The following is a 20066-nucleotide window of genomic DNA, read 5'->3' as shown; positions in this document are numbered from 1 at the left end:
GGAAGCAGGGACGGCGCGGGTCGCAAACAGCCATCCTCGCAGCTTAGAAAAAAGCGAGCTGAGACTGCCGCCATGCATCGCTGGAAGGCAAAGCAACGGCTCATTCCTGGGATTGTCCGCCCGTGGAGCCAGCGCAGTTTTGCGAATAAGCTCAAACACCTCTCAGCGGTCGAAGCGAGAGGCTAGACGATATTCGTGCTCGTCCTAGGTCCCTCAGTGTTTTTGGCTAGTCGTCGAAGTAATTCTCGTCGAGCTTCTTGATCTCGACCTTTCTGTCCACGCGAACACCCACGCCGTGACGCACAAGGAGACGAGCAAACTCCTCGCCGTCTATCAGGACAACTCTGTGCTGAATGGTGCTGACGTAGGCTTTGGCTTGAGCCGAAAACTTTGAGGAGGTCACGAAAACCCCCTTGTTCGCTCTGTTGCCGACAAGGCTACCAACGAAACCCTGCAGCGTAGGTGCGCCGATTGTGTTTCCGTCCTGATAGCGCTTGGCTTGGACGTAGACGGCATCCAGACCGAGAGCATCCTCCTGAATGACGCCGTCGATACCGCCATCGCCGGAGCGGCCGAGCCGTTGCCCCATCTCGGGGTCACCGCCGCCGAAGCCCATCGCGATCAACAGGTCTACGACGATCTGCTCGAATTGGGTCGGGTGGACCGCTCTGATACGATCAAGTAGGTCAGCTTCAAGGGCGGCAGTTAGTGTCTTTTCTGCGGCGTCGATCAACTCTTCGGGGGTTGCTCCGACAGGCTCGGCAGCAAGGTCGGCTGGCGTATTGGTGACGGCCTCTTCCGCTGGAGCCTCGCGTCGCTGCGAAGCCTCAATATAGGCGCGGAACTCGGGATAGCGTTCCACAAGATAAGCCCGTGTAATGGCTGGGGGAGGATTGGACAGCAGCTCTTTGCCACGGGCTGTGATGCGAAATAGTCCGCGTCGGGGTTGGTCTATCAAGCCCGCCTTGACCAGCTCTGTCTTGGCCCAACCGGTGCGATTGTAGATGAAGGTTTGCCCGCTCGGCAGCCGCTGCGCGGTTTCTTCCGGTGTAAGGTGAAACTCGTCTGCCAGCTTCTGCACCGCATCTTGAAGCGCAATGTCATTGCCGTCTTGCGCCATCTGCAACAGAGGTAGCATCAGCCTCTGGTATTCCGGAATTGCCATCGTTCCCCCCTGGAAGCGTCCGCGCTGAGCGTCGCCATTGCGGCTTCCCGTCTGCAATTAACTAAGTGCATTTAGTCTTCGACGCCCGCGGGGCTCAACTTCTCGCTCTTCCCTGATACGCGCCAAAAGCGCGTTGGCGGCCTCGTCAGTGGGGTCTTGTGGCACAAGCTCACCGCGAAACGCCTTGGCTAGAACCGCTTGGTCGAGATGGTCAATCAGCTTGTGAGCGCTTACAGCTTCGTGAGACAGGCGGTCGATCCAAGCGAAGGCAATGTTTATGAGGCGCGTGACTTCCGCTTGCTCATCGGGAGGCATAACAGGAACGCCGAGCTGGCGGAGTTTGGTGCCATTCACGTTTGCTTGGCCAACCTGCTGGTTGACAACGCTCGCTACCCAGTCGCGGCCATAAGCGGAATTGATGTAACCGCTTAGGAGCGAGGGCAATAGACCGCAACATCGAATGCGGATCAAATAAGAGGCGAACGATGCTTTCTTCGGTTCACCGCAATAAACGGCGCTCTTTCCAACCAGCTCCGGGCTATTGGTCCGATTAAAGAGGACATCACCGTCTTCGAGCAAGAGTGCGGGGAACTCGTCATGGTCGTTCGGCAGAAACTTCAGCGAGGTTAGGTCGAGTTTTCCACTCTGAATGTTTCCCATTCGTAAGACGGCAACGCCCGCCGAATTATCACCGGCCTTTGCGGAGGAGCCGTATTGGACGATCGTCGACAACTGATCAACGGAGGCCCAGACCCATCCCGAGGGAAGTTCTATTGATGGTTGCCAGTCGATGCTTTCGGCTGATACGTAGCGGCCCTTCACTCGACCAGCTTCCCGCTCGCGCTGCCATGTCCGCGCTCTGATAGCCTCAAGCTGGTCTTTGGAAGTGACGAGATGCTGCTTCGTGCGCCAAGCCCGCGTCAGGTCTCCGCGGAAGGCGGAGGCGAGGATCGCTCGTTTGTATTTCTCGACGAGGCGAGGGACGTGGTCGAGGTTATCGCGGGCGCGTCTGGATTTGGCGGACAGGCTGTCGATCCTCGCCACCATGCGCCGCTGCTCAGGGAGAGGGGGGACGGGAAATGGATGAGCAAGAAACGGTCCACGATTGATGTGCTTCATGGTGCTCCCATGAAGGTGCTCACTCTCAATCATCTCGCGAATGGCGAGCCGCAAACCATGAAAAAGGAATACCCTATCTACGAGCCGTGTCTCCGGGACTACTTTGAAGATGTGTTGATTGAGGATTGCCTTACCTCTATCCCAGACGAAAGCATCCAGGGTAGCGGACCAGCTAACCAGAATGTCTCCATCGTTGACCAAGTATCGGGCGTCGACTTCGCGCGGCGTTCGGTTCAATTGTTTGCTGCGGTCGGTCAAATTCTGAATGCGAATTATGGGGAGCCCATCGCTCGTCCAATCTGACGGCTTGAACGCTAACCCGTTTAGATATTCGCCAGTATCATTCACCGTGGCCAGCGCCCAGCCCTGCGGCATCTCTCTCATTCCACCGCCTCCGAAACCGACGCCGAATTCTCAACCCCGTTCGGCTCCAGCTCCTCGCTCAGCGCCTCGACGTCATCCAGCGCGGCTTTAAGGTGACCAATGATGGCCGCGGCGATGTCATCGGGCTCGGTGAGCGCCTCCTCAGCCTCGGCTTCGGTGTCGCGCAGCCATGAAATGTCCAGGTTGTCATTTCGTGCCGTAATCTGATCTCGCGTAAAGGATCGCCAGCGACCTTCCTCGCCTTGGTCTTTGCGCTTCGCTCCGCCGTCTGGGTCTTTGCCGTAGGCTTTCTCGAAGTCGGCGAAGTCGCCTTTTGTCAAAGGCCGCGTCTTGCCAAAGGCGGGCATATTGGCTCTTAGGTCGTAGATCCACACCGTCTTGGTGTTGGCCTTGTCCGTTTTGCCGCGCTTGAAGAACAGCACGTTCGTCTTGACGCCCTGCGCATAGAAGATGCCCGTTGGCAGCCGCAGGATGGTGTGGAGATTGTTGAGGTCCATCAGCCAAGTACGTAGTCGTCGTCCGGTATTATCCTCGAAGAGCACGTTGTCCGGGACCACCAATGCAGCCCGTCCGCCCGGCTTTAGGGCGCGGACGACATGCTCAACGAAGGCGAGCTGCTTGTTGGAGGTATCGGCGGTAACGGAGAAGTCCGAGCGCGTCGGCCGTCCGCCACCCTTTTTGGTGCCGAAGGGCGGGTTGGTCAGGATGAGGTCCGCCTTGGCGAGCCGCTCGCCGTCAGGCGAAAGTGTATCGGCCAGCTCAACGCCACCTTCAATGCCGTGCAAGAGGAGGTTCATCATGCACAGGCGATGCGTGTCCGGCACAAGCTCTGCGCCGGTGAAGGCCGAGTGGCGCTGGAAGTGAGCTTGCGCCTCTGGGAGTTTGTAGAGGTCGTCAGTTTTATCTTTGATGTAGCGATCCGCGGCGACAAGAAAACCGGCCGTACCTGCCGCAGGGTCCTGAACGACTTCGCCTGGCTGCGGTTGCATAAGTCGAACGATGCAGTCGATCAACGGACGCGGCGTGAAATACTGCCCGGCCCCTGACTTCTTGTCCGAGGCATTCTTCTCCAGCAAGCCCTCATACAGGTTGCCCAGTCCTTCTTCGCGAGCGGAGAACCAGTCCAATTGATCAATGCTAGCGGTTAGCGCCTTCAAATTCGTCGGCTTGCGGAGCCGAGTTTGCGCATCTGTGAAGATGGCTCTGACGAGCGGGTCTTTTGTCTCAGGCTTGCCGAGGTCGAGGAGAAGCTGTTTGTAGTATTCGAGCTGATCAAGCCCCTCGCGCTTTGCCAGTTCAACCCAGCGATAGGATTTGGGCAGCCGGTCCTCTTTCCCCGTTTCCTCAAGCATCTTGAGAAAGAGCAGGTAGGTCAGTTCAGTCACATACTCATTATAAGTCACTCCGTCGTCGCGAAGGACATGGCATAGGGACCAGAGCTTGGCGACAATGTCCGTTGTACTTGTCATCAGCTAGCCTTCCTCCACATCGCTTCATTGATCCCGGCTAACACTGCTTCAAGCTCACCGTTGAACACCTTGTTAAGGCGCGAGAAGCCGCCGTCGGCGCTAAATGGTTCAGCGTCCAGAGCGGCACGATCTACCACAATTTCCTTTTCGACCTGCTCGCCGATGCGCCGCAGCCATTTTTTCTGTGGATCGCTCCATGGGCGGCTTGCCAGAACCTTCTGCATCGCCGCGCGGACGCGATCCGCGTAGGGGATCAGCGCGTCACCAAGAGCGGCCTGACGGACGAAGCCGATGATTGACGCCGCAATGTCCTGGTTCTTCGCGTCCGACCATGCACGGCGAAGGTTGACCTCGGTGAAGCCCTTCTGGTCGAGAGCAAGACGTAACGCCTTGAGGTCGGCACGGGTCAGATCACGCGGCCGCTGAAGAACCACTGTAAGGGCCGCAATGGCGTTCAGGTTCGCCGGGTCTTTCACGAAAGCTGTGAAGCCGTCGAGATAGTCCTCAGGCCGATTAATGTCGTTCCCATTGGCGTCTTTGCCGTAGCCGCGCGTTACGGCGACGACTTGGTCATCGTGGTGCGAGATCGGGATTGCGATTGGAGTGCCAGCATCGCTCTTCCAGTCGAGCAATGGGGCGACGCCCGGTCTGACGGAGAACCATTTTGCTAGTTCGCCACTGTCACTCTGGAGTACTCGCTTGAGAGTGTCTTCAGGCGTCTCTCCTGCTTGGGCTTCAAAATGCTGCCGTTGATCGGGCGCGAGTTTCTTCAACCGCCTTCTGAGCTTGACGGCCAACTGGTCCCGGATGATTTCGCGATGCTTTGGATCGGCAACACTTACAAGCTCCTTCACAAGTTTCTCAAAGGAGATTGATGGGTCAACCACGACCGGCTTCATTTCAGTGACATTCTTCAAGTTCCGGTAGAGGTCCACGGCGTCGAAAATGCGAAATACCTCTTTGCCGATCTCAGGACATAGGCGTGTCGCTCGTCCGATCATCTGATCATAGAGAATGCGGCTATTCACACGCCGAATAAAAACGAGATTGGTGATTGACGGGACATCAATTCCGGTCGTCAGCAGATCAACCGTAACCGCGATCTTTGGTTCGGCATCGTTGCGGAACGAACGGATCAGCGATTTCACTTTGTCAACGCTGCCGGTGATTTTCCTCACCGATGCGTCGTCAATATCTCCATATGCCTTCGCGAAGGCGTCCTTGACCGCTTTGACGACTATGTCTGCATGAGCGTCCGTGGCCGCGAAAATCAGCGTCTTACCGGGCAGAGCTGGGTCAATGTGCTTTGCTAATTCCTCAGCAACGGCCTTGTTGAACGGCTCGGTGATCACCTTGCGATTAAACTGCTCAACCTCGAAGCCAAGATCATCCGGGAGCTTGGCGGTCGAAATTTCGCCAGTGGAGGGCACAAGAAACTCGACCTGCTCGCCCTCAGAGAAACCGATACCGGAGCGGGCAAGCTCTGTCTCAATCTGAACAGGCGGCTCATGATCAATGAGATAGCCTTCAACGACGGCTTCCCGATATGAGTATTTGAATATGGGCTCCCCGAATATCTCCGTGGTGTGCAAAGCGGGAGTTGCGGTGAGGCCGATTTTGACGGCGTCGAAGTATTCAAGGACGCGCCGGTATTTCGAGATGTAGTCCTCTTCGCCCCGGAAGCTTAGTTCCGCATCCGACATCTCCCGATCAAGAAGATATCCTCGGTGACACTCGTCGATCACCACGAGGTCATATTGATCGACGGGCGGAGCTTCTGAGGCATCTGCCGTGTAAAGGACGCGCTTTAGCAAGCCTTGGATGGTGCAGATGTGCACCTTGGTTTCATCCTCTGGCTTTACCTGCTCTAGGCCCTTGAGTCCGAATATATCCGCGAAGGCATTGGCTCCGACGACTTTCGTAGTGGTGAACTCGTCCGCCGTCTGCTGGCCCAGTGCAGAGCGATCTACGACAAAACAGATGCGCCTGAACCGCTTTGCGGTAAGCAGGCGATAAAGCATCGCAATGGCCAACTTTGTCTTGCCCGTGCCGGTCGCCATTGCCACCAGCATTGACCGGCTATCCTTCTCTAACGCGGCCTCCACCGCTTGGATCGCTCGTTTCTGATAGTCGCGCAGAGGAAAGCCGAAGTTGAAATCAACTGACTTGAGATGTTCGGTGGCGGCATCCTGATCAATTTCAAGGAGGCCGGTTAGACCTCCCGGTGTATGCCAATCAACGAGGGCTCGGCGATGGTTCGCGGCGCGACGGGTGTCTCGGAACCAGATACCACTCTCAGTTTCGATTTGCTTTAGATAGGAGCGGCCATTTGCAGCGAAGACAAACGGGGCTTTATGATCGCCCCAAGGTCCCCCGGCAAATGTGAACTTGTCCGTTTCTTGAACGGTCACGGAATAGCGCTCAGCTTGGTCGATGGCCGCGGAGACATTCTTGCGTTTGCGCTTGGCTTCAACCATCCCGACAAGTGTCGTGCCGACGAATAGGGCATAGTCGGCCCGACCACTCTTTGTTGGCCATTCCGCGATGGCGAGATTTTTGCCTTTGGCTGGTCGGGTCCCTTCGCTATAGCGCAATAGGTTCGTATCGGCCTCCCAGCCCGCGTCGCGCAGTTGCTGGTCTATAAGAGCGCGGGTTGCGGCTTCGTCGAGTTCAAGTTTCTCGGAGGCGGCCTCGCCGCGTTCTATGAACTCTGTCGCCTCAGACCTCGGCGCTTTCTCGGCTTCGGACTGGATCGCCGCTAGCCGGGCTGCGATCTCATTCTTTGCGCTTTCACTTTCTTCGGCAAGCTTCTCCCAGACGGCCCTTTCCTCGGCCTCACGCTCTAATCGCTGCTCTACGGTCTCGCGAGCACGTGCATGTTCTTCTGCTTCGCGCTGTGCACGTGCGGCGGCGTCTTCGCTCTCTAGGACCTTTCGTCGAAGATTTTCGATCTCTTCATTGAGGGCTGCGGTAGCGTCTTCAGGTTCGGGTGGTGGAACGAACGGACCCGACTTGAAGTTCGCTTCCTTGCTATACGTGCGGTGAAACCAAACACCTAGTTGACGAGCGAATTTCAGAGCGCTTAGCGCGTCGGAATGATTTCCTTTGCCCTCGTGAGCTGCGCTGTTCCCCAATTTGCGAAGTACATGGAAAACGTCGGCAACTTCCTTGGTAATAATGCGGTCGTACGAAAGCCGCCGGAGCACCTCCTCGAATGTTTCGCGCTCGCCCTGATAGGTCGCGTGGTGAGCTGCAACGAGCTTCGCGAGCAGTTCTGCGAACTGGCGGAGCTTGAAGATTGCCGTAGACGGGTCATCGCGAAAATAGCGCTCGGCGAACGCGCCAAGGTCTACAAGCCTCTCGTCGTCAACGATCAAGAAGCCGAAATTCTTTGAGGAATACATTCCCGCGCTCACCCCCCAATTCCGCGCTGGGTATATTACTGAACATATGGGAATTGTGTAGATACTAAGCGGCTTGGGCTAGTGCCGCGCGATTGCTGAACTTTCGAGGATTTGGGGGAAATGAAATGTCCAATGTCACCATTTGGGTCGCATACAACACGGATGATCAGTGCTTCGCGAGCCATGAAAGCGCTCAGGAGGCCATTGAAGGCTTGGTGGAGGGCTTCGGTTACGGCGAGGGGGCTAGGGTTGTTGAACTGCAACTGAAACTCCCCAGTGCTCAACCAATCGCCGCGCAAGCGTCAGTAGTGGACGACGATGACATTGTTTCGGTCTCGGTTGAATGAACCAAGGGGAACTCCTCGACAAGGCTCTGGCACTCCAGACCCTGCTCATCGACAGAGCGACGGGACAGCCAGCCGACGTAGGTAGCTATGCCGAGCTTCGCCGAGCAATCCTTGCTGATCTCGAATTGCGCAAGCTGGCTCCGAGCTGCATTCGAGAATGCAGGGACCTTGATGCTTTCTGGTCTTGGATAAAGCAGCAATCGGCCACTTATGAGGGGCGTCGAGTTTTGATCAGAAGCTCGTTCGCTGATTTGTTGCAATATCTCGAAGACCGGCCTCCTAGGCATCCTTCGGACCTCTTACACGCCAGCACGCTCTCAGCATTCGACACAGGCAGTGTTCGAGTGGCCTGGGAGAAAGCGCTTCTGCGCCGCGACAGCGATCCTGAAGGAGCCATTACAGCCGCGAGAACGCTTCTGGAGACCGTCTGCAAACATGTCCTAGCGGTGCAAAGCGTGGAGGCTCCCGAGGATGGTGACCTTCCGAAGCTCTATCGGCTTGCGGCACAAACTCTGGGGTTGGCACCTTCGCAGCACACAGAGGAGGCTTTCCGCTCAATCTTGGGCGGCTGCACGACGGTCGTGAATGGATTGGCTACTTTGCGGAACCGGATAGGTGATGCGCATGGCGCCGGTCCATTGGCGGTTCGGCCTTCGCCTCGTCATGCGGCGCTAGCCGTAAACCTAGCCGGTGCTATGGCTTCATTTTTGGTCGAGACTTGGGAAGCACGAAGGGTTGGGTAGGCCCTGGTTGTCAGTGGTATCGTTGAGTGGTATCAAAGCACACAATATGGGTGCTATAAGTTATTGATTTGCTGATATATTTCTGCGAGGTGGCCTTCCCGTAGGGAGCGCCAGTCAGTTTTCTCGCATTGATTTCATTTATATTTTTTGCCGATTTGTCCCACGGCGAAAATGGGAGTTTCAAGCGACCTCTCATCGGGTCGCACACCGTCCGTCTCTACCACTTCATCCTGATGCCGCCGGTCGCGCTGTAGTCGTTGCTGTCGCCGAAGCTTTCGAGGCTCGTGTTCGCCAAGACTTCGCCGTAGACCGAATACTTGTCGTCGGCCCAGCTATAGGTTCCGCCCACGCCCAGACCGCCCCAGAGGCGCTCGCCTTCTGTGCTGATGTCAGTCCCGGAAACGGTCGCACCCGTGCCGTTGAGAAACTCATAATAGAGGTTGGCGATGCTGTAGAGGCTCGAACGCGAGATCGCGCCGGAGGCATCGCGCCATGCCGTTCCATTTTCAAGCGCCAGCCCAAGCCGACCATCGAGGCTGTCGCCGTCATTTGACGAAACGCGCGCGCCGAACGGATCGGTGAAGCTGTCGAAGTTTACATTCGAATAAGTGAGCTGCGCCTGCGGAATCAGAGCCCACGCAGCGCTCATGGGCACGCGCTGGCCCGCTTCCAGGCTGAAGGCGTAGCCGAAAGCGCCGTTGCCATCTTGAAGCGCCCCGACGAGATCGGATCGCAGATCGTTGTTGAACCAGGTCGCCCGCGCTTGACCGTCAACGTAGAAGCCGCTGCGATCGTACCACGTCAACGTTCCGCCGAATCCGTAACCCTCGGCGTGGATGTGGCCGTCGCCGTAGAAGGAGCGCACATCAGCCGACGACGTTCCGTATTGAAAATTCACGCCGCCGACCAACCGCCCAAACGCGTTGTCGACCATTAGGCCGTCGAGACCCGATTGCAGTTTGAACTCATCGGCATCGTAGCTTGAGCCTGTGGTCGAGTGATCGGCGTCGTACTCTGAATGCCGACCTTCGACGCGCGCCCAAATTCCGGATGCCGATTGCGAATCGGAATCCGAATGCGCGGCTCCGTCCCAATAGCGGTTGCCGACGCGCTGCTGCAGCGTCGGAAGGCCGTTCAAGCCAAGAAGAACCTGGGAGTAGACTTCATACATCGGCACAGTCGCGGCGTAGAGCGGCCCCGCAGGCGCCGTCGGTGGCGGATTGATAAGAGCCGAGCGCAGATACCAGTCCCCGTCATTCGGCGTGTTGATGCCGTTCTTTTGCAGCGTGTAGGCATAAGCGCCGCCGATCACGGCTTGCGCGCCGTGAATGACATAATCTCCGGCCAGCGCAAAATTTCCGGCCGACGTGCCGGCGACGTCCACGACTTCAATGCCGTCGACCGTCTGCGCGCCGCCACCGCCAACGTTAATGACGCGGAGCGATGTTGTGCCAGACGTGTTTCCCTGAACCCGCAATAGATCTGTCGGCGAGGCATCGCCGCCGAGCACGGATTCGATCTGCAGCGTTCCGCCCGTGCCGGTGTAATTGCCGGCAACGGTCAGCGTGCCGATGGAATTGCCCGGCGCGATGATGCCGGCATTGATCGTGTCGCCGACCGTGCCGATGCCTTGCAGCCGGCCGGCCTCCTGCACATTCATGGTGCCGGCGAGAATGCCGTTGACCGCCAGCGTGCCGCCCTGAACGAGCGTCGATCCGCCAAAGGCCGAGTTGTCGCCGCTCAGGATTTCCTTGCCGACCGCAACCGACAGCACGCCGGTGCCGTTGAATGTGCCGGCGAACGTGTCGCTGGCGTTGGTGATCGTCAGATTCTTGGCGCCCATTGTGACGACGCCGCTGCCGCTCAGGCTCTGAATATCGGTGCCGGCTGCCGTCAGCGGTGAAATATCGAAGGTGCCGTTGGCGGTCACGCCGCTCGACGCCGCGATCGAGCCGTTGGCGCGCAGCGCCAGCGTGCCCTGATCGACCACCGTCCGGCCAGTATAGGAATTGCTCGTCGTCAGGTTGACGATGCCGGTCCCTGTCTTCGTCAATGCGCCGGCGCCGCTGAGTTCGCGCAAGGCGGACACCGTGAAGCCGACGCTGTCGAGCGTCAGCCCGCCCGCCGCGATGTTGAGCGTGCCGGGGCCGGTGCCGATCCACACGCCGCTGCTTCGTGTCGCGCGGTAGGTGGCGTTGTCGAAGTTGACCTGGGAGCCCGCGCCCACGTTCAGGCTCTGCGATGCAATCGTGGCATTGCTGACGTTGAGCGTGCCGACGCCGCCGGTATTGCCGAGCGATACCCCGCCGCTGGCGGTGACGGTGGCCCCATTCTCGACGTTCAGTATTCCCCGTCCGGTGCCGCCGACACTGAGCGCTAGGCCGGTGGCCGTCCATTGCGATCCCGCACCGGTCACCGTCACCGTGCCTGTGCCACTGCCGCCGCCGATCCGGAAGCTTCCGAGGCTCGTGACCGTGCCGCCGTTTTGAATGGTCAGGCTGCCGGACGCGGTATCGCCGACGAAGAGATTTCCGGTTTGCAGCCGCGAGCCCGTTCCGCTCACCGTCGCCGCTGCGTTGGCGCCGTTCACGGTCAAGCTGCTCGTCGTGACGACGGTTCCGCCGTTCTCGATGTTGAGCGACTCGGGAAAGCTGGTGGCGCCGGAGAGGCTGATCGCGCCGTTGGCAATCCACTGGGAGCCGGCTCCCGTTACGGTCACAGTGGCGCCGTTGCGGATGGCAGCTGTGCCGGTACTTGTCAGCGTGGCACCGTTTTGAACGGTAAGACTGCTCGTAGGATTGGCACTATTAGCATCGATTGTCACGGAACCGGCTGTGCCGGTCGCCCCACCCTGTATGCCGAGGACCACAATGCCAGCTGGGCCGATGCTGACGGCTCCGCCGGCAGGCGCCGTACCGGCGCTCCAGTTCGAGCCAACCGTCCAGTCGTTACTGGTGGCGCCGGTCCAGGTTTGAGCCTCGGCTGGACCCGCGAACGCCACCACGAGAGCCGCCGAGGCAAGCGTCAGGCGGCAGGTCCGCGCGTTGAAAACACGTCGCCCAAAAACAGGCGCAAACAGCGACGCCACGGAAACCAACGCCATGGAAAAAATTCCTTGCTGAACATATGTAACCGCATGAAATTTGCGGTGATTCGGCCTACCAGCCTATGAACGCTCCTCCGAAAGTAGGAGAAGGGTGTAGAGCGGTGATTGCTGTTGCGGAAGGGCCACAGAAGAGGCAGCGCTATCGTCAGGTGACTGACCCGCCCCACTGAGTGGTCCGTTGACATGTTGGTTGGCCGGACATCCTACTGCTAGCTGCTGCGTGGACGTGGGAGCGGCGTAGACTGCGAGTAAGGCCACGCAGCCAACGTTTGAACAAACACCTGAGAAAAACCGATCCGTATAGGTCCGCACATGCTCGTTGTGGTCGTCAGCGCTGGTGTCTTCTCAATCTGAAAAACGCCCTTCTTGGCTCTTCTTTAGATGGACCGGCCTGGACGCTGACTATGTCTTTCCAGCAAAGGTAGCCAACCAACCGGCCAGTATTTCTGTTAACGACCGGAACGTGAGCGACATTGGCGGAATTCATGCGTTCGGCAACTGCCTCCAGATGCTCGTCTGGATGAGCAATGACCGGTTTTTCTGCCTGCAGAAGGTTGTGAAGCTGAGCAGTCCTCGGGTGGCGCTTCCGCCGCCACTTCATCACGCTTGGCGGATCGAGTACGCCAAGGACACGCCGATCTTCGTCGACCACCGGAAATGTCGGATGGATCGTATCTGGATCTATGAGAAAGCTCGCAGCGTCGCGCAGCGTCATCGACGCTGGAACTGTCTGCACGCTTCTTGTCATGACGTCTTCGACGCGGGTCAGGGCAAACGTCTGCACATGATATTCGCATAAGATATGGTGCCCGCGCCGTGCCAGACGCTCCGTCAAAATAGAACGACGCATCATCAAAATCGCGACGGTATAAGCGGCCGTGCACGCCGCTAGGACCGGCAAGAAGCAGTCGATTGCACCAGTGACCTCAACGGCAAAGAACGTTGCGGTCAATGGAATGCGCATCGTTCCGCCCATCGTCGCGGCCATCGCAAGCAATGGCCAGAAACCGGCGCTCGCTATCGGCAGGATGGCCGTCAAAGCCATGCCCATGGCCCCACCGATAATGAGCAGCGGCGCGAGCACACCACCGGATGTGCCCGATCCAAGCGCTATGCCCCATATTGTCATTTTCACAAGCAGCAACGAAAGCGCGCTCATCGTGCTCAGATCGCCTTTGAGCAGGTGATCGATATTGTCGTAGCCGACGCTCAGCGCCCTTGGATCGATAAGTCCCCCTATGCCGACGCAGATGCCGCCGATCATGGGCCACCACATCCAGTGGATAGGCAGCTTAGAGAACAAGTCCTCCGTCGTGTAGACAAGTTTTGTGAGAACGCCTGAGAGAAGGCCGGCAATCGCCCCGACCGCGACCCAAGTTATAAGCCCCATTAGCGATATCTGCACGTCCCCCGAGAATGGAAACAGCGGCGACGGCATATGCAAATAAGAGCGTTCGACTGCCGAAACGGTCGCCGCCACAGCGACAGGGATGAAGCTGCGCGGCGCCCACTCGAATAAAAGCAGCTCCACTGCCAGCATGACGGCAGCGATAGGCGTTCCAAAGACTGTCGTCATTCCCGCCGCCGCGCCGGCGACGAGAAGCGTTTTTCTCTCTGCATCGCTGACAGGAAGCATTTGCGCGATAATCGAACCGAGTGCGCCCCCGGTCATGATAATCGGACCTTCGGCGCCGAACGGGCCGCCCGTTCCGATCGAGATCGCCGATGAAATAGGCTTTAGGATTGCGACTTTCGGACTGAGCCGCGATCGCCCGAGAAGGATCGCCTCAAGGGCCTCAGGTATGCCATGGCCGCGGATTTTCTCGCTTCCGTAGCGCGCCATCAGGCCGATGAGCAGGGCTCCTGCGACCGGAATGAATATCGAGATGAAGCCTAGATGCAACTCGCCAATCGTCCGCGCGGCAAACGACCACTCGCCGAAATACGCGATGTTCGTGCAAAGGCGAATAAGGGCGAGCAGCCCAACTCCCGCACCCACACTGATGGTCGCGACCACGACAGCGATTGCTGCAATCCACAAGACTCGCGGATTGGCTGTAAAATCACCGCGAGAACGATCGATTTCTATAAGCCTCATGACGCCTTCTCAAACAAAGGTTCGAACTCTTTCCGGCGCGGATAAATATCGCAATACGATATATATGCAACCGAAAGCGCCTGGCTGTTAGGGCGCGAAGCGCGTCACTCATGCGCGGTTGACCATTTTCCCAGGCCCCCTATTCTGCTCACGCGGGGCAATAGATGTTGAGGGGAGGGGCGTAGTTCGTGGACGAAAGTCACAGGAAACGGGGCGCATCTCGCAAACGGCCGGTAAAGGCTAGAAACGCGTCTGTAAAAAAGGCCGACTACGAAGCTCTCGCCGAATTTCGCTACGCACTTCGGAAATTTCTCGCTTTTAGCGAGGAGGCGGCATCCAAGGCGGGGCTCACGCCACAACAACATCAGGCGCTGCTTGCGATCAAAGGCGCGCCCGACACGAATTGGTTGAGCATCAGTCAAATCGCGGAACGTCTGCTCGTCCGCCACCATACCGCGGTCGAACTCATCGACCGGCTGGTCGCGCTGGGTCTCGTCGTTCGCATGACCGATCCGGAAGATGGTAGACGAATACAGGTTCATGTGACGAAGGACGGAGAAGAGCGGTTGCGGGCGCTTTCAGCCATCCACATCGAGGAAGTCAAAAATATCCAACCGACGCTTCGCAAACTTCTCAAGCAATTTTACGCTAGCGGTGGAGAATGACGACGCATCGAAAGAAATACCCGGATGCGCGAGAGAGCACACCCGGGCCATCGAACACGCCCACCCTCTAGGACGAAGGCGGACGCGGCTTTCTTTTAGCGGTTGCCGTGCCGAAAGCATAGATCGCATTGCGATATTATTGCACCGGAGTGGCAAGCGTGTTTCTGTCCAGGAGACGCTTTATCCTGGAGCGAAACTCGCAAGATCCTCCTTGGGTCCAAAGAATTCAAAATGTTGCTGCTCGTGCGGGACATTCCTCCTGCTCAGCAGACGATGCATGTTCGCAAGAAAAGCTGGCGGACCGCAGTAGTAATAGTCCGCGTCGCGATCCCCGATCATGGTTTCAAGCAGCGGTGCATCTATGAAACCTTTGCTGGCGCCAATCCCATTGCTACCGAGTGGTTGCTGCGGATCGACGTAGCGGAAGTGGGCGCTTAAATTGGCGTGCTGCGCCGTGAGATCCTCGACCGTGGATTTAAAGGCCTGCACATCTTCGTTCTGGCACCCGTGAATAAGGGCAACCTCACGTTTCGGAGAGATGTCCAGCGAGCTTTGCAGCATGCTCATGAGCGGTGTGATTCCGATGCCGCCAGCGATCAGAACCAACGGACGGTCATCCGTAAGGTCGTGATCGAGGAAAAATTCTCCGCACGGCGGAGCGACGTCCAGAACCGAGCCTGTCAAAGAATTGTGCAATAAATTCGAGACATAACCAACCGGCGTGGTGCCCGCGATGCCGTCTTCGCGTTTGACGCTAATGCGCAGCCAATCCTGATTGGGTTTCGCAGAGAGACTATACTGGCGCATGGTCGTTAAACCATCGCCGGTTGGGACGCGGATGGTGATGTATTGACCTGGCTTGAAGGACGGCAACGGCCCTTTGTCTTCCGGGGTCAGATAGAAGGATGTGACGACGCTGCTTTCCTGCTGTTTTTTGGATACGATAAAGCGGCGAAAGCCCTCCCAGCCACCGGGAACCGACGCGGCTTGGCGATATATTTGGGCCTCGCGATTAATCAAAATATCGGCCAGAAATCCGTAAGACTCGCCCCACGCGGCGACGATTTCATCGGTCGCAGCGCTTCCAAGAACTTCGCGGATGGACGCCAAAAGGTTTTCGCCGACGATCGGATAATGCTCGGCCTTGATCTGTAACGATGCATGCTTCTGAGCGATAAGTTCAACTGCTTCCTTGAGTGCTCCGAGATTATCGATGTTGGCTGCATAGGCGCAAATTGCGGACGCCAAGGCTGCCTGCTGCTTGCCCGCCATTTGGTTCGTGCGATTGAAATAGGGGAGCACTTCGGGATTGTGACTGAACATTCGGTTGTAGAAATGTCGGGTCAATGTATTGCCGTGCTCTTGAAGAACAGGCGCAGTGGCCTTGACGATTTCGATGGTCTTCGAACTTAGCATGATGCTTCCCTTTGATGCTTGGCAATAGATCTTGCGCAGTGTCACGGTGAAAACATGTATTTATGATGCATCTTTTAGGTCAAGGGGAACGCGATGTTAAACTGTCTCAGCGTCGCTCTATAATTTGTGCTTCGTCAGAGGACGGTGCTCGTTAGGAACGGCGATTTCTGGAATGAGAGCTAACGTGCCACGCATTTGTCCATGCCCGGCCCTGCCTCGGATCCTTCCGCCTCAATAGTATCGGCGCCACAATCGAGCGCTTGGAGCGCGTCTTTGCGTGTCAAAAGGTGCGGGATCGCCGACCGATAAGAATATCGCTTTGGGGTCATGGGCCAGAGCTACGTCCAGGGATAGCCGGCTGTCTGCGCAAGGACCACGTTATGAGCCGCAGCCCAAGGCCGATCTCCTACGACATCGAATTCGCGCTCGCGCCAATCGGCATCACCATGCCCGCCTCCAATCAGTCCAAGTGCACCTGCTTCAGATATCGCTGCCGCAAGCCGCCCTTCAGTGGCGAATGCCATCGGTGCCCAATGATCGGGTGACGCAACCTAAGCCGCTCGGTCAATCGGTCTGAGCATTATCCAGCTCCGTTTCGTGAACTCAATTCGGCGCGCTATCAAAAATCGCACGCAAGGCCTTACGGTTGCTCACGAGGTCCGCCAGCGTCCAAGAATCCAGCTCGGTGAAATAGGCTGTCAAAGCGCGTCGCAGTACGTGTTTCAGCCGACAGGCGCCGGTGATGCGACAGGCATTTTCGGAGCCGAAGCATTCGACGATCTCGAAGTCCTCTTCGGTTAGGCGTAACACTTCGCCTATGCCAATTTCAGCAGCTGGTTTGCCGAGGCGAAGACCTCCGCCACGACCGCGAATGGCTTCTACAAACCCCAACTGACTAAGCCGATTCACTACCTTCATCAGATGATTTTCGGAAATGCCGTAAGACTGAGAGATTTCAGAAATCGTAGACAGGCGCTCGGTCTGTGCACCCAAATACATAAGCACTCGGAGCGCATAGTCCGACATTAGAGTCAATCGCATGGAAGTCTCCGAGGCTGAAGCTTGAACTTGCCTCATTGCCATAAGATGTATTCTGTATTCATCTTACAATGGCAATGAGGGAGATGAAACCAGCTATTTTCTGCTTATCGCAATACCGTTGTGGTTTTCGATTGGCAGAAGAACCGGAAAACCAAATTTAAAGCTACTATCTTCTGGACCGGGCCGTTTTGGCGGGACATGCGCAGTGGCGTTCCCTTAGTCTAGTAGGCAGCATCGTTTTCTACGCAGCCCAGCGGGTTAAGGCGTCGTTGGGAATCACATACGGACGGAGCTACCTGGTCGAGCGGGGGCTCTGCGGAAGTTAGCCTTCACGCCAGAGACATTCCTCCTGTCGTACCCGCTACCCGACTTCTATTTCCATGTTGTGACCGCGTGCAACATCCTACGCGCGCGGGGGGGGGGCGCGGAAAATACCATACCAGGCAGCGACACATGCACTCTCATGCTATCGAACAAACTGTCTGCCGATGGCAGGCGTTTTCGGCCCCCACCGCGTCTGGTCGGCGCGATGCCTTCTACCGAAGTACGGGCCATGATCGGGGCCAGCGACTATCACCGACTTCCGCTTCCGGGATTTTGCCGCTGTGCCGCGAGCCAGAGAAAGCGGACATCTGTTGTCGCATCGCCTCAAGCCGTTCACTGAGACGCGTACATGTCCGCTGCTCGTCCTCAGGCGGACGAATTTCGTTTCTTCGGCTTAGGGGCAGGGGACGACGCAGCGCCAATTCTCAATCCATTCTCGGTTACGGCTCTATCTAGCCGCCGTCGTTGGATCGTCGATCCTCCTACAAAAGTGTTTGAGTGCCGGCGCGAATGGCGTGGAACGTCTTGAGCGCCACCGCCGAAAGCTCTCCCGTATCTAGCCCCGATACATTTCCGGCCGATACCACGACGGTCGCCAAAAGTTCACGAGATCGCTCATAGTCCGAATGGGCGACCGATGGCGCCAACGCCTCCCAGGCAGCGTCGAAGGCGTTTTGCAACCTCTGGAGATCATCTGGATTGAATGCTCCAGTTTGTAGAATTCGGCGCGCGCGCATGAAGCAATCCCTCAATGTGAACCGCGCAGAAAAGATATTTAGTTGAAATGATTGTCAATTTGCCAGAGGCAGAAATGTACGATAGCGTACCAAGGTGCTCGATTACACGCAGCGTAAGATTGAATGTCTCTGCGAACGTCTACTCGACCTGTAAGAGGTTTCGTTCCTGGAGCATGTAATGGGTTTTTGAACCTGTATACGTGACCAGCTGCTGCCAGTCCGTTTCTCCCCTACGCGCCATGTGGAGAACGCCACTTGCAATGCTTTCGCAAATCTGACGATTTGGAAGGCAATCTCCGTACAAATCTTTTATGATTTTATCATATACCTCTTGGAGGGCAGCGAGCTCTCGATCATTGTAGGCTTCGGCCATCTGCAACTCCTTACGCGCTCATACCCGGTCACCCGGTGGCAGAAATATCTTTACCAAAAGAATTTATGCTCCATCGGCGTGAAGTCCGTACGGAGCCGCACATGCATGGAACAATTATTTGAAGCGACGTGCGCTAAGGCGAATAATGAAACAGCCGTTCGAATTCCGCTTCTGGCACACCGTATAGTCCAGCAGCACTCTCCTCCAGGCCTTCTCTATCTCTGATCGTGACTGAGCCCCGCGCCGTTTCGATGAGGCCTCGCGCGGTTAGATGTTGCAGGGCAGTCGTTACGCCGGCTCTACGGACCCCCAACATGAGAGCCAAGAATTCGTGAGTGAGAACCATTTCGTCGCCATCACTCCGATCGCACGCCATGAGAAGCCACCGTGCTAACCGTTCTTCCAACTGACCGTGCGCGTTCGCTAGTGCTGTGTGGGCAACCTGTACCATGAAAAGATAAGCCGATTTCAAGAACAGGTTTTGAATTGTTGGACTCTTCGTCGCGATGAGGTGAACGTCTTCAGTTGCCATGCGCCAGCCGCTTCCCTCGACTTGCATAAAAATATCGAAAGGAGCCCGGTGAGAACCGAGGACAGTCGCGGTGCCGGTCATGCCCTCGCGGCCGATAAGACCGACCTCCGACTGCAATCTGGCACCCTTCGCAATCGCCACCACCGAGGCGATGCCGGAATCAGGAAAGTAGACATATTCGACGGTTCGATTCTCCGCCTGAAGACGATATCGGAAGGGAAGAGCAATACGCTCCAGCAAAGGTTCGATCAGAGCTCTGTCATCGGCCGACAGCGTACTGAGCAGGCGATTCCGCCGCTCGCCGCGCGTTACTGACATCGGGAAGCTTTCAGCGCCGCTACCGCAAACTGCGCCACAGATATGGCACCACCGGTCAACCCAAGGGCTACAATAAAATGCCTTGACCGGCTTGCGAGGGGTCGATAGCTCCAAGCGAAAAGTGCCATCGATATTGCAGCATTATGGTACTACCCGTTGACGCACGATTAGTGCCCCAAACAATTCAGATATGAACGTAAACGATCGAAGCGCGGGTGAGTTTGGAAGGCCGTATGGTTCGCCACGGCCATGAAAAATAGAACACTTTGGATCACGAGATGCAGTAGGCCGACGCAAGTTGCTCGCGAAGTTGTGATGGAATATCTGAAAAAGGCGACGCGGGCGCGGCCGATTTTGAGCAGCCGCGTGAACCTACCGCACGTTCTTAGTTGTGGTGGGAATTTTCGCAGCCCATTTCGCCGTGATTTTTGTCCGAATGTATCTGCTGCTCGTTCGCTAGAAACGGTTCGCAAAACTGATATGACTGAATGAAACGCGATACGCCCCTTAAAAAATTGACTTGGACGAATACGGCATTTGGCCACTCGTTTGATTGAAACGGCAAACTCCAACGAGTCGCTTGGTGATGACAAATCGCCTTTAAGCTTACGGTATGCCGAATGCCCCTCTCTCACTTGGACAGATATTGTGCTTCGCTTGATGCTGACCATGGCGGCAGCCGATCTCATCGGCCTTGATCGCGAAGCAAGTGGGCACAATGCGGGATTGAGAATTACGCTCTTCGTGGGCCTCGCCGCAGCGGTTGCAATGGTTCAAGCAAACCTGTTGCAAAACGTACATCTCGATGAACTTTAGGTCTGCACA

Annotated in this window: 15 protein-coding genes; 5 read left to right on the top strand and 10 right to left on the bottom strand. The window is 57.0% G+C overall.

Annotation, left to right across the window (positions count from 1 at the left end):
* Nucleotides 1-226: 226 nt before the first annotated feature.
* Genes ACLB1Z_RS13425 through hsdR form a run of 4 tightly spaced genes read right to left on the bottom strand, consistent with a single transcriptional unit; the run spans nucleotide 227 to nucleotide 7541 of the window.
* On the bottom strand, nucleotides 227-1165 hold the full coding sequence (locus tag ACLB1Z_RS13425; RefSeq protein ID WP_409560320.1) for a restriction endonuclease: 939 nt from the start codon (nucleotides 1163-1165) through the stop codon (nucleotides 227-229).
* A 57-nt stretch (nucleotides 1166-1222) separates the two neighbouring features.
* Nucleotides 1223-2668: a restriction endonuclease subunit S gene (locus ACLB1Z_RS13420; protein WP_409560319.1), complete on the bottom strand. Its 1446-nt coding sequence runs from the start codon at nucleotides 2666-2668 to the stop codon at nucleotides 1223-1225.
* A complete protein-coding gene (locus ACLB1Z_RS13415) occupies nucleotides 2665-4137 on the bottom strand; it encodes an N-6 DNA methylase (protein ID WP_409560318.1) in 1473 nt (490 codons plus the stop codon). The genes ACLB1Z_RS13420 and ACLB1Z_RS13415 overlap by 4 nt, the downstream gene beginning before the upstream one ends.
* Entirely contained in the window at nucleotides 4137-7541 is a 3405-nt protein-coding gene (gene hsdR, locus ACLB1Z_RS13410) for a type I restriction-modification system endonuclease (protein WP_409560317.1), read from the bottom strand. Before hsdR ends, ACLB1Z_RS13415 begins: the two co-directional genes overlap by 1 nt.
* A 125-nt stretch (nucleotides 7542-7666) precedes the next feature.
* On the opposite strand from hsdR, the gene ACLB1Z_RS13405 reads away from it, so the two are divergent.
* Both ACLB1Z_RS13405 and ACLB1Z_RS13400 read left to right on the top strand, forming a co-directional pair.
* Nucleotides 7667-7888 carry a hypothetical protein gene (locus tag ACLB1Z_RS13405; protein ID WP_409560316.1) on the top strand — a complete coding sequence of 74 codons (222 nt, stop codon included), beginning with the start codon at nucleotides 7667-7669 and terminating at the stop codon, nucleotides 7886-7888.
* Nucleotides 7885-8631 carry an abortive infection family protein gene (locus ACLB1Z_RS13400; RefSeq protein ID WP_409560315.1) on the top strand — a complete coding sequence of 249 codons (747 nt, stop codon included), beginning with the start codon at nucleotides 7885-7887 and terminating at the stop codon, nucleotides 8629-8631. Before ACLB1Z_RS13405 ends, ACLB1Z_RS13400 begins: the two co-directional genes overlap by 4 nt.
* A 217-nt stretch (nucleotides 8632-8848) precedes the next feature.
* On the opposite strand, the gene ACLB1Z_RS13395 is transcribed toward ACLB1Z_RS13400, so the two are convergent.
* Nucleotides 8849-11734 (bottom strand): autotransporter outer membrane beta-barrel domain-containing protein, encoded by a 2886-nt coding sequence (locus ACLB1Z_RS13395; protein WP_409560314.1) that lies wholly within the window; start codon nucleotides 11732-11734, stop codon nucleotides 8849-8851.
* A gap of 331 nt (nucleotides 11735-12065) precedes the next feature.
* Nucleotides 12066-13835 carry a chloride channel protein gene (locus tag ACLB1Z_RS13390; RefSeq protein ID WP_409560313.1) on the bottom strand — a complete coding sequence of 590 codons (1770 nt, stop codon included), beginning with the start codon at nucleotides 13833-13835 and terminating at the stop codon, nucleotides 12066-12068.
* 188 nt (nucleotides 13836-14023) lie between these two features.
* Between ACLB1Z_RS13390 and ACLB1Z_RS13385 the strand changes: the two genes are divergently transcribed.
* Nucleotides 14024-14500, top strand: a complete 477-nt coding sequence (locus tag ACLB1Z_RS13385) for a MarR family winged helix-turn-helix transcriptional regulator (RefSeq protein ID WP_409560312.1) — start codon at nucleotides 14024-14026, stop codon at nucleotides 14498-14500.
* 180 nt (nucleotides 14501-14680) lie between these two features.
* Here the strand turns inward: ACLB1Z_RS13385 and hmpA are convergent, their stop codons facing one another.
* Together hmpA and ACLB1Z_RS13375 are read right to left on the bottom strand one after the other, a co-directional pair.
* A complete protein-coding gene (gene hmpA / locus ACLB1Z_RS13380; protein WP_409560311.1) occupies nucleotides 14681-15916 on the bottom strand; it encodes an NO-inducible flavohemoprotein in 1236 nt (411 codons plus the stop codon).
* Between the two features lie 603 nt (nucleotides 15917-16519).
* A complete protein-coding gene (locus ACLB1Z_RS13375) occupies nucleotides 16520-16957 on the bottom strand; it encodes an Rrf2 family transcriptional regulator (protein ID WP_409560310.1) in 438 nt (145 codons plus the stop codon).
* Nucleotides 16958-17237: 280 nt separating this feature from the next.
* Here ACLB1Z_RS13375 and ACLB1Z_RS13370 point away from each other — a divergent pair, with 280 nt between their 5' ends.
* Nucleotides 17238-17621 (top strand): DUF1993 family protein, encoded by a 384-nt coding sequence (locus ACLB1Z_RS13370; RefSeq protein WP_409563274.1) that lies wholly within the window; start codon nucleotides 17238-17240, stop codon nucleotides 17619-17621.
* A 142-nt stretch (nucleotides 17622-17763) separates the two neighbouring features.
* Here the strand turns inward: ACLB1Z_RS13370 and ACLB1Z_RS13365 are convergent, their stop codons facing one another.
* The gene (locus ACLB1Z_RS13365; RefSeq protein WP_409560309.1) at nucleotides 17764-18018 is read right to left on the bottom strand and encodes a hypothetical protein; all 255 of its coding nucleotides are present in this window, start codon (nucleotides 18016-18018) and stop codon (nucleotides 17764-17766) included.
* 506 nt (nucleotides 18019-18524) lie between these two features.
* The gene (locus ACLB1Z_RS13360; protein WP_409560308.1) at nucleotides 18525-19241 is read right to left on the bottom strand and encodes a Crp/Fnr family transcriptional regulator; all 717 of its coding nucleotides are present in this window, start codon (nucleotides 19239-19241) and stop codon (nucleotides 18525-18527) included.
* A 537-nt stretch (nucleotides 19242-19778) separates the two neighbouring features.
* On the opposite strand from ACLB1Z_RS13360, the gene ACLB1Z_RS13355 reads away from it, so the two are divergent.
* On the top strand, nucleotides 19779-20057 hold the full coding sequence (locus tag ACLB1Z_RS13355; protein WP_409560307.1) for a hypothetical protein: 279 nt from the start codon (nucleotides 19779-19781) through the stop codon (nucleotides 20055-20057).
* The last annotated feature ends 9 nt before the right edge of the window (nucleotides 20058-20066 follow it).

The sequence above is a fragment of the Hyphomicrobium sp. MC8b genome (assembly GCF_905067615.1).
Lineage (GTDB): Bacteria > Pseudomonadota > Alphaproteobacteria > Rhizobiales > Hyphomicrobiaceae > Hyphomicrobium_B.
This window is presented reverse-complemented; position numbering and strand designations above follow the sequence as displayed.

Bases quoted from the DNA above. Each gene is read 5' to 3' on its own strand.
- ACLB1Z_RS13375 (WP_409560310.1), bottom strand. From the start codon at position 16,957: ATGCGATTGACTCTAATGTCGGACTATGCGCTCCGAGTGCTTATGTAT.
- ACLB1Z_RS13415 (WP_409560318.1), bottom strand. From the start codon at position 4,137: ATGACAAGTACAACGGACATTGTCGCCAAGCTCTGGTCCCTATGCCAT.
- ACLB1Z_RS13425 (WP_409560320.1), bottom strand. From the start codon at position 1,165: ATGGCAATTCCGGAATACCAGAGGCTGATGCTACCTCTGTTGCAGATG.
- ACLB1Z_RS13365 (WP_409560309.1), bottom strand. From the start codon at position 18,018: ATGCGCGCGCGCCGAATTCTACAAACTGGAGCATTCAATCCAGATGAT.
- ACLB1Z_RS13400 (WP_409560315.1), top strand. From the start codon at position 7,885: ATGAACCAAGGGGAACTCCTCGACAAGGCTCTGGCACTCCAGACCCTG.
- ACLB1Z_RS13360 (WP_409560308.1), bottom strand. From the start codon at position 19,241: ATGTCAGTAACGCGCGGCGAGCGGCGGAATCGCCTGCTCAGTACGCTG.
- ACLB1Z_RS13405 (WP_409560316.1), top strand. From the start codon at position 7,667: ATGTCCAATGTCACCATTTGGGTCGCATACAACACGGATGATCAGTGC.
- hsdR (WP_409560317.1), bottom strand. From the start codon at position 7,541: ATGTATTCCTCAAAGAATTTCGGCTTCTTGATCGTTGACGACGAGAGG.
- ACLB1Z_RS13390 (WP_409560313.1), bottom strand. From the start codon at position 13,835: ATGAGGCTTATAGAAATCGATCGTTCTCGCGGTGATTTTACAGCCAAT.
- ACLB1Z_RS13420 (WP_409560319.1), bottom strand. From the start codon at position 2,668: ATGAGAGAGATGCCGCAGGGCTGGGCGCTGGCCACGGTGAATGATACT.
- hmpA (WP_409560311.1), bottom strand. From the start codon at position 15,916: ATGCTAAGTTCGAAGACCATCGAAATCGTCAAGGCCACTGCGCCTGTT.
- ACLB1Z_RS13395 (WP_409560314.1), bottom strand. From the start codon at position 11,734: ATGGCGTTGGTTTCCGTGGCGTCGCTGTTTGCGCCTGTTTTTGGGCGA.